General features: G+C 68.2%; 13 protein-coding genes, 1 pseudogene and 1 riboswitch. Of the genes and pseudogenes, 7 read left to right on the top strand and 7 right to left on the bottom strand.

All coding sequences use genetic code 11. The annotated features are described in order from the left end of the window. Window positions 1-27: 27 nt before the first annotated feature. Window positions 28-1,251: pseudogene (locus ACWPN8_RS24270) on the bottom strand (nitrate- and nitrite sensing domain-containing protein); the annotation flags it as partial. 288 nt (window positions 1,252-1,539) lie between these two features. Here ACWPN8_RS24270 and ACWPN8_RS24265 point away from each other — a divergent pair. Together ACWPN8_RS24265 and ACWPN8_RS24260 are read left to right on the top strand one after the other, a co-directional pair. Next, window positions 1,540-1,743: a hypothetical protein gene (locus ACWPN8_RS24265; RefSeq protein ID WP_146208064.1), complete on the top strand. Its 204-nt coding sequence runs from the start codon at window positions 1,540-1,542 to the stop codon at window positions 1,741-1,743. Between the two features lie 118 nt (window positions 1,744-1,861). Beyond that, entirely contained in the window at window positions 1,862-3,076 is a 1,215-nt protein-coding gene (locus tag ACWPN8_RS24260) for an alpha-hydroxy acid oxidase (protein WP_282188121.1), read from the top strand. Between the two features lie 81 nt (window positions 3,077-3,157). Here the strand turns inward: ACWPN8_RS24260 and ACWPN8_RS24255 are convergent, their stop codons facing one another. The 3 genes from ACWPN8_RS24255 to ACWPN8_RS24245 all read right to left on the bottom strand — a co-directional run bounded on the left by ACWPN8_RS24255 (window position 3,158) and on the right by ACWPN8_RS24245 (window position 6,576). Next, entirely contained in the window at window positions 3,158-3,925 is a 768-nt protein-coding gene (locus ACWPN8_RS24255) for a hypothetical protein (RefSeq protein WP_492242569.1), read from the bottom strand. A gap of 115 nt (window positions 3,926-4,040) precedes the next feature. Beyond that, on the bottom strand, window positions 4,041-4,610 hold the full coding sequence (locus ACWPN8_RS24250) for a manganese efflux pump MntP (protein WP_492242568.1): 570 nt from the start codon (window positions 4,608-4,610) through the stop codon (window positions 4,041-4,043). A gap of 2 nt (window positions 4,611-4,612) precedes the next feature. Continuing rightward, window positions 4,613-4,799: riboswitch (yybP-ykoY riboswitch) on the bottom strand. A 166-nt stretch (window positions 4,800-4,965) separates the two neighbouring features. Further along, window positions 4,966-6,576 carry a glycosyltransferase gene (locus ACWPN8_RS24245; RefSeq protein ID WP_492242567.1) on the bottom strand — a complete coding sequence of 537 codons (1,611 nt, stop codon included), beginning with the start codon at window positions 6,574-6,576 and terminating at the stop codon, window positions 4,966-4,968. A gap of 180 nt (window positions 6,577-6,756) precedes the next feature. Between ACWPN8_RS24245 and ACWPN8_RS24240 the strand changes: the two genes are divergently transcribed. Next, entirely contained in the window at window positions 6,757-7,542 is a 786-nt protein-coding gene (locus ACWPN8_RS24240) for a nucleotidyltransferase domain-containing protein (RefSeq protein ID WP_109449064.1), read from the top strand. Continuing rightward, window positions 7,535-8,254: a metallophosphoesterase family protein gene (locus ACWPN8_RS24235; RefSeq protein ID WP_109449062.1), complete on the top strand. Its 720-nt coding sequence runs from the start codon at window positions 7,535-7,537 to the stop codon at window positions 8,252-8,254. The genes ACWPN8_RS24240 and ACWPN8_RS24235 overlap by 8 nt, the downstream gene beginning before the upstream one ends. A gap of 55 nt (window positions 8,255-8,309) precedes the next feature. Here the strand turns inward: ACWPN8_RS24235 and ACWPN8_RS24230 are convergent, their stop codons facing one another. The 3 genes from ACWPN8_RS24230 to ACWPN8_RS24220 form a co-directional block, all read right to left on the bottom strand. Beyond that, window positions 8,310-9,374: an ABC transporter ATP-binding protein gene (locus ACWPN8_RS24230; protein ID WP_109051464.1), complete on the bottom strand. Its 1,065-nt coding sequence runs from the start codon at window positions 9,372-9,374 to the stop codon at window positions 8,310-8,312. Further along, window positions 9,367-11,034 (bottom strand): ABC transporter permease, encoded by a 1,668-nt coding sequence (locus ACWPN8_RS24225; protein WP_492242566.1) that lies wholly within the window; start codon window positions 11,032-11,034, stop codon window positions 9,367-9,369. Before ACWPN8_RS24225 ends, ACWPN8_RS24230 begins: the two co-directional genes overlap by 8 nt. 222 nt (window positions 11,035-11,256) lie before the next feature. Further along, window positions 11,257-12,372 (bottom strand): ABC transporter substrate-binding protein, encoded by a 1,116-nt coding sequence (locus ACWPN8_RS24220; protein ID WP_492242565.1) that lies wholly within the window; start codon window positions 12,370-12,372, stop codon window positions 11,257-11,259. A 182-nt stretch (window positions 12,373-12,554) separates the two neighbouring features. Between ACWPN8_RS24220 and ACWPN8_RS24215 the strand changes: the two genes are divergently transcribed. The 3 genes from ACWPN8_RS24215 to ACWPN8_RS24205 all read left to right on the top strand — a co-directional run bounded on the left by ACWPN8_RS24215 (window position 12,555) and on the right by ACWPN8_RS24205 (window position 15,334). Further along, a complete protein-coding gene (locus ACWPN8_RS24215) occupies window positions 12,555-13,220 on the top strand; it encodes a response regulator (protein WP_492242564.1) in 666 nt (221 codons plus the stop codon). Then, window positions 13,220-14,791 carry a sensor histidine kinase gene (locus ACWPN8_RS24210; protein WP_492242563.1) on the top strand — a complete coding sequence of 524 codons (1,572 nt, stop codon included), beginning with the start codon at window positions 13,220-13,222 and terminating at the stop codon, window positions 14,789-14,791. The genes ACWPN8_RS24215 and ACWPN8_RS24210 overlap by 1 nt, the downstream gene beginning before the upstream one ends. A 396-nt stretch (window positions 14,792-15,187) precedes the next feature. After that, window positions 15,188-15,334: a hypothetical protein gene (locus tag ACWPN8_RS24205; protein ID WP_167421730.1), complete on the top strand. Its 147-nt coding sequence runs from the start codon at window positions 15,188-15,190 to the stop codon at window positions 15,332-15,334. The last annotated feature ends 32 nt before the right edge of the window (window positions 15,335-15,366 follow it).

Here is a 15,366-nt window from a genome sequence, read left to right as displayed (position 1 = left end):
GTTCTGGTTCATCGCCGTCTTGCGGATCAGCTTGTAGGCCTCCTCCTCCGACAGGTTGCGGGTGGACATCAGCAGGCCCTTGGCGCGGTCGATCACCTTGCGCTCGTTCAGCGCCGCCTTCGCCGTCTCCAGCTCCAGGCTGACGTCGCGCAGGCGCTGCGACTGCGCCTGCATGACGTCGAGGACCGAGCGCATCAGCTTCGGCGGCAGCCCGTCGGGGGCGTAGAGACCGGCGCCATCCTGGCCCGGCGCAGTCGATACCGGCCCGGTGAATCCCGACAGCGCGGCACCGGCATCGACCAGCATCATGGCGACCGGCAGCACCGCGTCGGGACCGCCGGCGTCCGCCTGCCCGAGATCGGCACGGGCCTGGGCCAGCTTGGCCTCGCACAGGCGGCGGAGATCGTCGGTCAGACGGTCCTCCACCGTTTTCAGCAATTCCATCCGGCGGGTCGACCGGTCGAACCAGACCTCCGGCGTGATGCCCGACAGCTCGCCGTGGCGGGCATCGTCGCTGAGCGCCACCGCCCGCATCCGCTCGACCTCCGCCACCGACGGGTCGGTCAGGGCGGTGCGGAAGGCGGCGGCATGGGCGGGGTCGGCGAACTCGGCGAAGATGCGGAAGGCGCGGTTCTGGGCGTCGATCAGATGGGCGAGCCGGCCATGCTCCACCCCGTCGAAGCGCCCGCGCGAGAAGCCGGCGCTGGCGGTCGCCCGCTCCTGCCCGGCGAATTCCTTGCCCTGCACGACGTTGAACAGGGCGACCAGCGCGCGGGAGATCGCCGGATCGGCGGCGATGTCGGCCGCCTCGAACAGCACGGACAGCAGATGGCCGACGATGTCGGTGAAGGCCTTCACCGAATCCTGCGGCACCAGCGCCAGCGACGACACCTGATCGCGCAGGGCGGGCAGCCCGTCCAGCGCATAGAGCGCAATGGCGGCCCGGCTGTAGAACTGCGCGCCGCAGCTGAGGCGGTCGAGCTGCTCGTCCACGAGGTCCAGCCGGTCGCGCAGCACCGACTCCAGCGTCCTGGCATCGGCCTGCCAGCGGGCGCGGTCCTCGGCGAAGCGGGTGCCGCCGGACCCGAGATAGATGGAGGAGGCGCCGCGTTCCTTCTGCAGGGCATGGATCAGGGCGCTGAGGTCGCGCACCAGGGCGCTGACCGCCAGAAGCTGTTCGACGTCGCGGATGCGGCACAGCTTGGCGGTGCGCAGGAAGCGCGCCGCGGCGGCGCTGGTTCCTTTCTTCATGGCGTCGCGTTCCATACCCATCCAGCCCGTTCCCCCGACATCGCCCAGCCCCTGGGGCTGCACAAGCAATGGATATGCCAGGGATATGCCGGCGAAAAAGCCCCTCTTCCCTTGCGGGGATAAGGGTGTCTTCCGGCGAACAGGGCCGCCCGGCCCTGGTGCATCTGCCCAAGAATCGGCAGGTCCGCCAAAAATTTGGGCGGGCAAGCGCCGCAAAATTGTGCGGCGCAACATCGGCGGCCCGGCGCTGTTGTCGTCGGTATCCCTCATTCCGGAGTCGCCTGCACCATGACCAAGAATCCCTTCATGAGCGCGTGGCTGTCCTGGGCCAACCGTGCCGGCGGCATGTGGACCGCCGCAGCGATGTCAGCGGCCCGACGCAACCAGTCGGCGGCCCAGACGGCGATGGTCAAGGCCATGATGACGCCGCCGAAGGCCAAGCCGTCGAAGCCGAAGCCCAACGCGAAGCCTAGGTCGAAGCCGGCGCGCTGAAAGCCGGACGCACGACCGGCTGAAAGCGGGGGTGCCGCAGCCATGGCTTGACGGTGCGCGGAGGGAGTGGCCAAATCGATGCCCTTCCGTTTCGCGCGCAACCGTTGAGACACGCCCCATGACCTCCGTTCGCATGCCCTCCTCGCGGCCGCCGTCGCGCTGGGCGAACCTGTTCACCGACCGGCCCGTCACCTGCATCGAGGATCTGCGGCAACTGGCGGAATGGCGCGTGCCGCGGATGTTCTACGATTACGCGGATTCCGGCTCCTACACGGAATCGACCTACCGCGCCAACGAGTCCGACTTCGGCCGGATCAAGCTGCGCCAGCGCGTGGCGGTGGACATGACCAACCGGACGCTGGCCAGCACGATGGTCGGCCAGCCGGTGGCGATGCCGGTGGCGCTGGCCCCGACCGGCCTGACCGGCATGCAGCATGCCGACGGCGAGATCCTGGCCGCCCGCGCCGCGGCCAAGGCCGGCGTGCCCTTCACCCTGTCGACGATGAGCATCTGTTCCATCGAGGATGTGGCGGAGAACACCGACAAGCCCTTCTGGTTTCAGCTCTACGTCATGCGCGACCGCGCCTTCATCGACAAGCTGATCGACCGCGCCAAGGCGGCGGGCTGCTCGGCGCTGGTGCTGACGCTCGACCTCCAGATCCTCGGCCAGCGCCACAAGGACATCAGGAATGGGCTGTCCACCCCGCCGAAGCTGACCGTCGGCAACATCCTGGACATGGCGACCAAGCCGCGCTGGTCGATCAACATGCTGCGGACCCACCGCCGCACCTTCCGCAACATCGTCGGCCATGCCACCGGGGTCAGCAACCTGTCGTCGCTGTCCTCCTGGACGGCGGAGCAGTTCGACCCGACGCTGAACTGGGACGACGTGCGCCGCATCAAGGACCGCTGGGGCGGCAAGCTGATCCTGAAGGGCATCCTCGATCCCGAGGACGCGGTGATGGCGGCCGACACCGGCGCCGACGCGCTGATCGTGTCGAACCATGGCGGCCGGCAGCTCGACGGCGCGATTTCCTCCATCTCGGCATTGCCGGCCATCGTCGAGGCGGTGGGCGACCGCATCGAAGTGCTGATGGACGGCGGAATCCGCTCCGGCCAGGACGTGGTCAAGGCATTGGCGCTGGGCGCCAAGGGCACCTTCATCGGCCGCGCCTTCCTCTATGGGCTGGGGGCCGGCGGCGAGGCCGGCGTGTCCCAGTGCCTGGAGATCATCCGTAAGGAAATGGACGTGACCATGGCGATGTGCGGCCTGCGCGATATCCGGCACGTGACTTCCAACATCCTGGCGGGGAAGCCGAATTTCGGGGGCTGACCGGGGGATGTTGTCTCCGTCCTGGCCGGCGGGGGGATGGAACGGCGTGGAACAGTTTTCGGGTGATGTTCCATCGCCCACCTACCGGCGCCGGACACCGACGTCAGGCGAAGGCGACCGCCTGTAAGCCCTCTCCCCCCTGGGGAGAGGGTTGGGTGAGGGGGGCAGCGCGGACGGAACGGCCGCGCCAGGGGATTGCCAAGGGGCAGAATGCCCCTTGGCGGCGCGCGGATCGCGCGCCGGCCCCCTCACCCTCCCCACGCCTGCGGCGCGGGTCCCCTCCCTCTCCCCGGGGGAGAGAGGGCAATCGGCAGCGTCCTCGCGCAGATAGCCGGGGATGTCGTCGTCGAGTTCGGGGACGGTGACGGCGGGCGGGTCGTCCGGGCGGGGCGCCCGCAGCGTTTCCTCCTCCGCCCCCATCTCCCGGCTGTCCCGCGCGGGGTTGCGGGCGGCCCCGAGACCGGGGATGAGGCCGAGCCGTTCGGCCAGCCAGCGGACGGTGGCGGGATCGCCCGAGGTGACCAGCCGCTCGATCTGCTCGGCCACCAGCACCCGCAGCGAGGACAGGCGCAGTTCGGCCTCGCGGTTCAGCGCCTGCCGCTCCCACCACACCCTGTGACGGAAATCCTTGGATCCGTAATAGGCCCGCCACAAAGTGGTGCGGCTGCACCCCATGGCGCGCGAAACCTGGAGGAAGCTGTTGCCGCGGGCCAGCATCCCGGCGGCCATGATCCATTGCTCCTCTTGGAACTGCGAACCGGGAACCAGGGAGCCTTCCGACGGGGTCGGCGGCTCCTCGGCCCAGCGGGGAAAATTTTCGGTGGTGAAGCTGCGGGGATCGAGGGGCATGGCGTGGCTCCGCGTTTGGCAAAAGGACGCGGCAAGCCTATAAGAAATTTTCCCGTTTTATAGGATTATTTTCATTTCGCGCATGCCCCTTCTCGTCGTTCCCCACCGCCGCCGGTCAGGCGAACAGCTCAAGATGCTCGACCAGGATCGACGTTCCGAGCGCGATCAGCGCCAACCCGCCGAGCACCTCCACGATCTTGCCCATGCGATGGCCGACGGCCCGGCCGATCAGCATGCCGATGGTGGTCATCGCGAAGGTGGCGAAGCCGATGGACAGGGCGATGGTGACGATGTCGGACCCGAGAAAAGCCAGGGAGACGCCGACCGCCGCCGCATCGATGCTGGTGCCGACCGCGGTGGCGACCAGCGTCCAGGGGCTCGCGCGGCGGGCCTGCCGCTCCGGATCGTCGGTCTCGGGCTGGAAGCCTTCCCAGACCATCTTGCCGCCGACCAGCGACAGCAGCACGAAGGCGATCCAGTGATCGACGGCGGCGACGTAACTGGCCGCCGCCAGACCCAGCGCCCAGCCGACCAGCGGCGTGATGGCCTCGACCACACCGAACACCAGACCGCCCTTGATGGCGACGGCGACGCTGGGGCGCTGCGATGCGCCACGGCCGATGGAGGCGGCGAAGGCGTCGGCAGACATGCTGAGCGACAGCACGACGATAGACAGAGGAGTCACGGGAGCGGTTCCTGCCGGACACATGAGACAGCATGTCCGAAATCCGGCCGGCGCGGAGTCTCGGGCACACTGGTCTCGCTAGGCAGACGAATGTCCGCTGAACGTGCCATGCGCCGCATCGGGCGCAAGAATGTTGACACGTTCCCGGCGAGGCCGCCGGAAGCTACTCCCCAACGGCGGCGACCATAGAGCGGCAGTCACCGCGCGTCAACCGCCAAGTCGAACAGTCATTTGCACTTCAAAGACGATCACGGCCCTGGCCAGAAGGCGGATGAACGCTCTCCGTTACTGTCGGATTACAAATATTTCATTCTATAGCCTTGGCTATGACCCTGTGGGGCAGTCCCGCCGGCGGTCACGGGCAAGGCCGGTGCAGCGACACGGCCTCGTCCAGGTAGCGCGACAGGGCAGCCGCGGCTTCCGCCGGATCGGCGCGCCCCGCCCCCTGGTCGCGGGCGTCGGCAGAGGCAGCGGCGAAGGCGGCGGGATCCTCGGCCAGCAGGGCTAGCCGCTCCACGGCGGCGGCATAATCGGGCACGACGAACCGGGCGCCGATGACGGCCGACACGTCGCCGACCGGCAGCGAAACCGGGACAACGCCGGCCGCCAGCGCCTCGGCGGCGCTCGCCCGGCCGCCGGTGCGCTGCGGGTTCACATAGGCGTCCGCCGCCTGCATCAAATCCGCCATGCCGGTGACATAGCCCAGGTGGACCAGGCGTTCCGCATGCCGCGACCCTTGCAGGCGCAAGGGCAGCGCCGCCGCCTCGCCGGCAAACGCCACCGCCACCCGCGGCGCACGGTCGATGAGGGACTCCAGCATCGCCAGGAAGGCGCCGTCGGCCTCCTCGTCCAGCCGGTTGCCGATCACCAGACACAGGAAGGCATCGTCCGGCAGGCCGTAGCCGGCCCTGGCCGCCGCTTTGGAGGGTGCCTTGGCGGGAACCGTCCTGTCCGGTTCCGGTGCGCCGATCAGTGAATGCAGAAAGCGGAAGGGCCGCCATGAGGCCGCAAGCGGACCGCTTTCCGGCCGGCTCCCCCCGCCGAAATCCAGCACGATGCCGGCCAGCGACGGCGTGGCCCCGCTGGTGGTGGGGATGCAGAGGGTGGGCCGCGCCGCCGCCAGCAGGTCGGCGACGATGACCGATCCGCCCAGCGACACCACCACGTCCGGGTCGTGCCAGTCGACCGCGCGCAGGAACCAGTCGATCTTGTCCCGGCTCAGCCCGCGGCCGGTCGAGGACAGCATCCGGAAGGAGCGGCCGTCCGCCTCGATCACCTGCTTGCCGTCGAAGGCCGGCTCCACCGAGGATGCGAAGGACGGCACGAACAGGCTGTGGATGTCGGCCGGCATGATGTTGGTGTTGAGAATCACCACCTCCCGGCCGCAGCGCTCCTCCAGAACCGCGGCATAGGACAGCAGGTCGCGCGACGGCTGGTGGCGCAGCGACAGAAACTGGTTCGTCACCAGCACGACCCGCCCGGTGGCCGGGCTGCCCGCCGGGCGGGGCCGCGGCGCGAGGCCGAGCCGGTCGCGGATCGCGCCGATCAGGCGGGTGTAGTGGGGAAACAGCCGATCCTCGAAGAAGCCGGGCCGGCTCGCCCCGTTCATGCGCATCAGGAAAAGCTGGCGGCCCATGCAGCAATAGATGTGAAGCAGGCGGTCGAGATCCGGGTGCTCGAACTCTGGGCGCTCGAACTCGGCTTCGATCAGGTCGAGCAACTCGTCGTAGCGGCGCAGGTCGCCGGTGATCGCGGCCAGCGCGGACAGGCGCAGGACCGGATCGGCAGCGCCGGTCAGGCGGCCGAGCTGCGTGGCGCAGGCGGCACGCTCGTCCGGCGGGGCATGGCGGAGACGCTCCAGCAAGGACTCGATCTCCCGCAAGGCGGACGCGCTTTCGACCGGCCGCAGCATGGCCCGGCTGAGCGCGGCGACGGCATCCGCGGAACTTCCCGCCGACAGCTCCATGGTTCAACCCCCGGTAAGGCCACCCTGCCGCACCAGATCAAATTTCCCGATCCGCGGCAAGCACAGCCGGAAACGCAGGGCACGGCAGACGCCTGTCCCGCAACACTCCCCGCCCTGCCCTGTTGTACCGGGTCAATGTGCAGCACCGCCGCGCAAGGCCGGTGCAATGGGGAGTGGTCCATGAGCGAACTCCGTGAGGGCAGCGCCACCGTCACCGCGGAGGCCGAGGCCTTCTATACCGAAAGCCTCAAGCTGCTGACCCAGTCCAACATCCCGTTCCTGTTGGGCGGGACCTACGCGATCAGCGCCTATACCGGCATCACGCGGCCGACCAAGGACATCGACATCTTCTGCCGCGGCGGCGATTTCCCGCGCATCCTGTCCCATTTCCAGGACCATGGCTTCGAGACGGAGATCGAGGACGAGCGCTGGATCGGCAAGGTCAAGCATGGCGAGCTGTTCTTCGACGTCATCTTCAACTCGGCGGTCGCCATCAACCCGGTCAACGACCGCTGGTTCAAGGAGGAGCATCGCGCGGTGATCTGCGGCAGCGACGTGCCGCTGGTGGCGCCGACCGAGATGATCTTCTCCAAATCCTTCGTCCAGATGCGCCACAAGTACGACGGGCCGGACGTCGTCCATATGATCCTGAAGCAGCATGACAGGATCGACTGGAAACGGCTGCTCGCCCACATGGAGCAGCATTGGGAGGTGCTGCTGATCCACCTGCTGAACTTCCGCTTCATCTATCCGACCGAGCGCGACCGCGTGCCCGACTGGCTGGTGGCGGAGCTGCTGGAGAGGATGCAGGAGCGCGCCAAGCTGCCGGTCGCCCAGACCCGTATCTGCCGGGGCCGGCTGTTCTCGCGCGAGGATTACCTGATCGACGTCACCGAGTGGGGCTTCGCCGACGTGGTCGGGGAGGAGGGCACCAGGCAGAACCCGAAGGAGAACGGGAATGGATGAGCGCAGGCTGACCGTCGCCGCCATCGGCGACATCCATGTCGGCGAGACCACGCAATATCCCTATCGCGAGCTGTTCCAGGAAATCGCCGGCAAGGCCGACGTGCTGGCGCTGTGCGGCGACCTGACCAACCACGGCAAGCCGCGCGAGGCGGAGATCCTGGCCGACGCCCTGCGCTCCATCGGCATTCCGGTGGTCGCGGTGTTCGGCAACCACGATTACGAATGCGGTCATGTGGAGGAGGTCCAGCACATCCTGGCCCAGGCCGGGGTGCGGTTCCTCGACGGGGCGCCGCAGGAGATCGGCGGCGTCGGCTTCGCCGGGGTGAAGGGCTTCGGCGGCGGCTTCGGCAACCGGATGCTCGACAGCTTCGGCGAGCCGGCGATCAAGCAGTTCGTCCATGAGGCGGTGAACGAGGCGATGCGGCTGGAGAGCGCGCTGCGGCAGCTCGACACCGAGCGGGTGTTCGTCGTGCTGCATTACGCCCCCATCGCCGCGACGGTGGAGGGGGAGCCGACGGAGATCTTCCCCTTCCTGGGCTCGTCGCGGCTGGCGGAGACCATCGACCGCTTCGACAATGTGCGGGCGGTGGCGCATGGGCATGCGCATCACGGGACATACAGCGGAAAGACGCTGCGGGGGACGCCGGTCTACAATGTGGCGCAGACCATCCCCAAGGAGACCGGGCGGCCCTATGCGCTGATCGAGGTGTGAGAGTGCCCTCTCCCGGGACGGGAGAGGGAAATCAGTGGCGGTAGAGGGCCGGCAGTCAGAACACCCAGAGCTGTTCCGGCGGCAGGTGCAGCCAGTGGGTGCCGGCGGCCAGCGGACGGCCGAAGGCGCGGAGCGTCTGGTCGCCGCAGCGGAAGACATGCTCCCAGTGGCTGCCGAGATAGACCGAGGTCTCCAGCTCGGCCGGGATGCGGTTCTCGCCATCCCCTCCCCCTGGGCCGTCCACCATCTCGACCTGTTCCAGGCGGATGACGCCGGTGGCCTCCTCGGACACGCCCTTGCCGGCGCGGTCCTTGCCCCACAGCGGGTGGCCGGACAGCTCGATGCGGGCGTAGCCGCCGCGCTTGTCCTGCACCCGGCTCTTGATCTGGTTGTTGACGCCCATGAACTCGGAGGCGAACAGGCTGACCGGCTCGGTGTAGAGCTGTTCGGGCGTGCCGGCCTGGACGATGCGGCCGCCGTCGAGCAGGACGATGCGGTCGGCAATCGCCATCGCCTCGACCTGATCGTGGGTGACGAAGACGGCGGTCAGGTTCATCCGCTTGATCAGCGTGCGGATCCAGATGCGGGCCTCCTCGCGTAGCTTGGCGTCGAGGTTCGACAGCGGCTCGTCGAGCAGGATGACCGGCGGGTTGTAGACCAGCGCGCGGGCCAGCGCCACGCGCTGCTGCTGGCCGCCCGACATCTGGTGCGGATAGCGGTCGCCGAGATGGCCGAGCCCGACGCCGTCGAGAACGGCAGCGACGCGCTGCTGGAGTTCGGCCTTCGGCACATTGCGGAGGCGCAGGCCGTAGGCGACGTTCTCGAACACCGTCTTGTGCGGCCACAGCGCGTAGGACTGGAAGACGAGGCCGAGGCCGCGCTTCTCCGACGGCACGTTGAGGCCGGCGGCGGCGTCGAACACCGGCTGGTCGCCGATGGAGATGACGCCCTTCTTCGGCTCCTCCAGCCCGGCGATGGAGCGCAGAAGCGTGGTCTTGCCGCTGCCCGACCGGCCGAGCAGGGCGACGATCTCGCCCTGGGCGAAGGTGGCGGTGATGCCCTTCAGGATCTCGGTGCTGCCATAGGACAGGTGCAGGTCGTCGATGATGAGCTTAGCCATGGGAGCGTTTCCCGAAGAGCGACATCAGCAGCAGGCCGCCGCCGATCATCGCGATGTTGACGGTGGAGAGCGCGGTCACGAGGTCGACGGCACCGGTGCCCCACAGCGAGACCAGCAGCGAGCCGATCACCTCGGTGCCGGGGGCCAGCAGATAGACGCCCGTGGAGTATTCGCGCATGAAAGTGACGAAGATCAGCAGCCAGCTGGAGAACAGACCGACCTTGACCAGCGGGATCGTCAGGTCGCGCGACACCCGGCCGGGGCTGGCGCCGACGATGCGGCCGGCCTCCTCCAGTTCGGGGCCGATCTGGAGCAGCGCACCGCTGACCAGACGCATGCCGTAGGCGAGCCAGACCAGCGTGTAGGCGACCCAGATGGCGATCATGGTCTGGCGCAGCGGCGACAGGAAGGGCGTGAACAGGAAGACCCAGAAGATCGCCAGACCGGCCACCAGGCCCGGCATGGCACGCGGCAGCAGGACCAGATAGTCCATCAGCCTGGTCCAGCCCGACTGCCAGCGGTGGGCGGCGAGGTTCAGCATGGTGTAGACGCCGACCGACAGCGCCCCGCCGACGGACGCGATCAGCAGCGTGTTGACGATGCCGCGGGTCAGGTTGGGGAACTCCATCAGCTCGCGGAAATGGGCCAGCGTCAGCACGTCCAGCAGGTTGACGCCCTCGCCCCAGCTCGACACGAAGGCGCGCAGCACCAGACCGCTGATCGGGACCACCACGGTGAACAGCAGCCACGCGGCGATCATCGCCGCCGCCGGCCAACGCCAGACGCCGATGGACACCGGCTTCTGCGCCGCGGCCTTGCCCTTCACCGAGACGTAGCGGTTGGCGGCGCGCAGCAGGAAGCGCTGGAGCGCCACCAGCGGCAGGGCGATGCAGATGATCGCCACCACCACCACCGCCATCAGCTGGTAGGACGGCGTGCCCAGCTTGTTGGTCAGCTTGTAGAGGTAGGTCGCCAACACAAGGATGCCCTCGGGGTCGCCGAGAACCAGCGGCAGGCCGAACAGCTCGAATCCCAGGAAGAAGACCAGCACGGCGGCGTAGAGGATGTTCGGCATCACCATCGGCAGGCTGACGGTCAGCGCCGTGCGCAGCGGGCCGGCGCCGGTCATGCGCGCCGCTTCCTCCACGTCGGAGCCCAGGCTGCGCAGGGCGGAGGACGTGTAGAGGAAGACGTGCGGGACGTGGGTCAGGCCGGCGATGACGATCAGCGTCGTCTTGGAATAGAGGTACCAGGGGACGAAGCCGAAGACGCCCTTGAACCACAGCGTGACGAAGCCCGCCGGGCCGAGGCTGACCACGAAGCCGAAGGCCAGCACCACCGACGACACGAACATCGGCACGAGGATCACCGGCTCGATCCAGCGGCGGCCCGGCAGGTCGGTGCGGGCCATCAGGAAGGCGAGCATGGCGCCGACCGGCACGGCGATGGCGGTCATGCCGAAGGCGATGACGCACGAGTTGTAGAGGGCGTCGAAGAAATCCTCGTCGTCCAGGACGAACTCGTAGGCGCTGAGCGTGAAGGCGGTCTTGGGCTGGAAGAACGGCCCGTCGAGGAAGCTCTGGTAGACGACCAGGCCGATCGGGGCCAGCACGGCAATCGCCATGGCGACGATCACCGCGATGCGCGTCGCGCGGTTCATGGGGGGATTCCTTGATTCGGCGGCTTTGGCGCCCTCCCCAGGGATTTTGGGGCAAGCCCCCTCTCCCCCCGGGGAGAGGGTCGGGGTGAGGGGGAGGCGTTGGGTGGATTTTAAGGGGAGCGCGAGGTGTTTTCCGGCGAACTGAGCCACGCCATGCGTCCCCCTCACCCTAACCCTCTCCCCGGGGGGAGAGGGGACTAAGCACGGGCTTGAGAGCAGCAGTTACTTCCCCTGGAGGGCCTTCTGCCAGTCCTTCAGGAACTTCAGGCGCTTGACCTGGTCGAGGTAGGTGAGCAGTTCCGGGCCGACGTGGATCGGGCGCAGCGTGCTTTCCGGGATGCCGGCGGTCGGGTTGGCCGAGGCCAGATCGGTGCGGATCGAGCCCATGTAGCGCGCCTGCATCGCCTGCTGGCCCTGCTTGGACAGCAGATAGTCGAGGAACAGCTTGGCGGCGTTCGGGTGCTTGGCGCCCTTCGGGATGAAGGCGATGCGCGACATCACGATGGTGTAGTCGGACGGCAGCACGATGCCCAGCGACTCCGGGTCCTTGTGCTGGCGCTCGTACACGTAGGAGCCGATCATGTTGTAGCCGATGGTGTGCTCGCCCGACGTCAGCCGCTCGATCATCGCGCCCGAGGAGGTGTAGAGCTTCACCCCGGTCTGGCCCATCGCCTTCACCAGATCCCAGGTGTTCTTGTTCGCCTGCACGTCCTGGGTGATGTAGAGGAAGCCGACGCCGCTGCGCTCCGGATCGTACGACGTGACCTTGCCCTTGTAGGCGTCCGGCTTCTCGGCCAGCAGCTTGGCGAGGTCGGCGTGGGTCTTCGGCACGTCGGCGGCCGGCACCACGCGCTTGTTGTAGGCGAAGACGATCGGCTCGGCGGTGGTGCCGAAGGCCTCGTTCTTATAGTTGGCCCAGTCGGGGATGCTCTTCGATTCGGGCGAGCTGTAGGACTGGGCGTAGCCGTCGTTGACCAGCTTCATCTGCAGGTCCATCGCCGACGACCACATCAGGTCGGTGGTGCCGGTGTTGGCCGCCGCCTCGCTGATGAAGCGGTTGTACATCTCGGTCGAGTTCTGGTCGGCATATTCCAGCTTGACCTTGGGATAGAGCGCCTCGAACCCCTTCAGCAGTTCCGACACGGCGGCCGCGTCGGTGGCGGAATAGATGCTGAGCGCGCCTTCCTGGTTCGCCGCCTCGATGATCTTGGCATAGGCGGGGTCGTAGCCGGCGGGGACCGACTGCGCCTGGGCGGTGCCGGCGGTGAAGGCGGGCACGGCGACGGACACTGTGACGGTGAGGGCCGTCGCGACCAGAAGGGCCAGTTTGGTGCGCATCTCTTCCTCTCCTGCGGTTGGTTTCCACGGCGTCGTTGCGGGCCGGGTTGGTTGGGCTTACAAGCGGATTTGCCGTGACTATAGGCAATCAACCTGTCGCCAATCTGTCGCGGATGAAAATTGTTGGTGGAACGGAACAGGTGCGGTCGGATGATGGCCCAATCGGACGATAGGCGGCTCCCTTGCGCATCCTGATCGTGGAGGACGACGCGGCGCTGGCGCGCGGGGTGACCGGCGGGCTGAAGCTGGCCGGCTATGCCGTCGACCATGTCGCGTCGGGCGAGGAGGCGGTGCGGCTGGAGCGGGCGGAGCCCTATGGGCTGGTGGTGCTGGATCTGGGCCTGCCCGACCTGTCGGGGTTCGAGGTGCTGACCCGCATCCGCCGCCGCGGCTCCACCGTGCCGGTGATGATCCTGACCGCGCGGGAGGCGGTGGCCGACCGGGTGAAGGGGTTGGATTTGGGCGCCGACGACTACCTGCTGAAGCCCTTCGATCCCGCGGAGTTCGAGGCGCGGGTGCGCGCCCTGGTGCGCCGCGGCCAGGGCACGCCGGTGCCGGAGCTGGCCTGCGGCGCCCTGCGCTACGACCGCTCCACCGCGACGGTGACGCTGAACGGCCGGGTCCTGGATTTGCGCAAGCGCGAGCTGGCGGTGCTGGAGGGGCTGATCACCAGGGCCGGCAAGGTGGTGCCGAAGGACCGGCTGGCCGGCGAGGTGTTCGGCTTCGACGAGCCGGTGGCGCCGAACGCCATCGAGCTGTATGTCGCCCGGCTGCGCAAGAAGCTGGAACCGGACGGGCCGCAGATCCGCACCATCCGCGGGCTGGGCTATCTGATGGAAAATCCCTGATGGCGGCCATTCGGGTGGGCCGGCCGGAGCGGGTGCCGTCACTGCGCCGCCGGCTGCTGACCCGGCTGCTGGTGCCGCTGGGTGCTCTGGCGGTGGGGCTGGGCGTCGGCGGGTCGGCGCTGATCCATGGCTTCGTGCAATCGACCCATGACCGGCTGCTCGCCGGTTCGACGCTGGCCATCGCCGAGCGGCTGGCGGTGGGGGACGATGACGGCGAGGTGACGGTCGACCTGCCGGCGGTCGCCTTCGGCATGCTGGAGAGCCAGGCCCGCGACAACATCTATTACAACGTCGCCCATGAGGGCGGGGTGATCACCGGCTATCTCGACCTGCCGCTGCCGGACATCCAGGCGATGCCGACCAACGTCACGGTGTTCCGCGATGCCTCCTATCACGGCCATCCGGTGCGGGTGGCGGCACAGGTCCGGCGGCTCTACGGCGTGCCGCAGCCGGTGCTGGTCCAGGTGGCGGAGACGACAGCGGGACGGCGCACGCTGGAGGTCGACCTGCTGCTGTGGCTGACCCTGCTGGAGGTGGCGCTGGTCGGCGGCAGCGGGATGCTGGTGTGGGGGGCGGTCGGGCGCGGGCTGGCGCCGCTGAAGCGGCTGCGCCGGGTGATCGATGCCCGCTCGGCGCGCGGGGGAATGGCATTGGTGCCGCTGCCGCTGGCGGTGGTGCCGGCGGAGGTGCTGCCGCTGGTGGTCGCCATCAACGGGCTGCTGGCCCGGCTGGACCAGTCCATCGGCACGATGCGGCGCTTCACCGCCGACGCCTCGCACCAGCTGCGCACGCCGCTGGCGGTGCTGCGCACCCATCTGGCCCTGCTGCGCCGCTACGGCACCGACAGCGCCGAGGGGCGCGCGGCGCTGGACGACGTCGACGGAGCGGTGAAGCGGCTGGAGCGGCTGCTGGTCCAGCTGCTGGCGCTGGCCCGCGCCGACGAGGATGCACCGGCGGTTCCCGCCGCCCCCGAGGTCGCCGACCTGATGCAGGTGGCGATGGAGGTTGCCGCCGAGCAGGTGCCGGCGGCGCTGGCCCAGGATGTCGAGGTGCGCTTTGAAGGGCCGGAGGACGGGACCGCCCTGCGGGTCGCCGGGAACGCCGTGCTGTTGGGGGAGCTTCTGGGCAACCTGCTGGACAACGCCATCCGCTACAACCGGCCGGGCGGCACGGTGACGGTGCGGGTCGGAGGAGACACCGCAACGGGGCCGGTGATGGAGGTCGAGGACGACGGCCCCGGCATCCCGGAGGCGGAGCGCGGGCGGGTGTTCGAACGCTTCTACCGCCTGGACCGTCCGGGCGAGCCGCCGCGTACCGGCAGCGGGCTGGGGCTTGCTATCGTCCGCGCCCTCGCCGACCGGTTGGGGGCTTCGGTCCGGCTGGATGCCGGGACCGGAGGTAAGGGACTGAAGGTGACGGTGACCCTGCGGGGGGCATCAGGCGACTCCTGTATTTTGCCAGAAATCTCCCTTTCCCCCCGCTCTCGCGCAAACGAGGTTTGCGCTGACGCGACAGGCGGACCTCCGGTCCGCCGAAAGCGGGGAGAGGGTCGGGGTGAGGGGGATGCATGATGTGGATCGGCAAGAAGCGAAGTGCCGCTCAGCCGCATAAGGCACGCCACGCGCCCCCCTCACCCTAACCCTCTCCCCGGGGGGAGAGGGGATGAGGCCTCAACCCGAACGCTGCCATGACAATTTTGTTAACCAGAGCTGCGCGGATATGTCGCCGGCTTCCATTGCCAGTTCGCAGCAGCGGGACTATCTGACCGCTCCGCAAGGCCTGTGCCGGCAAGGTGTTGGAAGTAAATACAGTCCGAACAACGGACGAATATTTTTTCCTCGTCCCGGCTTGGCCCACGGAAGAAAGAAACGGCTCCCGGCGTCTATTGCCCAGGAGACCGCACAATAAGGGTCTGGCTGCCCATCGAACCGGGCGGCCGAAAGAGGTTAGGGAAAGGGTCTGTCGCTATGCTTTGCAACATCGTCACCGTCGCCTCGTTGGGCGTTCTTTTGCTGTCGGGTATCGGCTTCAGCGTCACCAAGGCGCCGAAGCAGGACCGCCAGCACGAAACCGACATGCCTCGCCGCATGGCGGACGAGAACATCATGGGGTGATGTCGGAGTTTTTTAGCGGTTGCCGGGTCTGC

The organism is Azospirillum sp. UENF 112521 (assembly GCF_058780665.1).
Note: the sequence above shows the minus strand (reverse complement) of the source record. Positions and strands in the feature narration are given on the sequence as shown.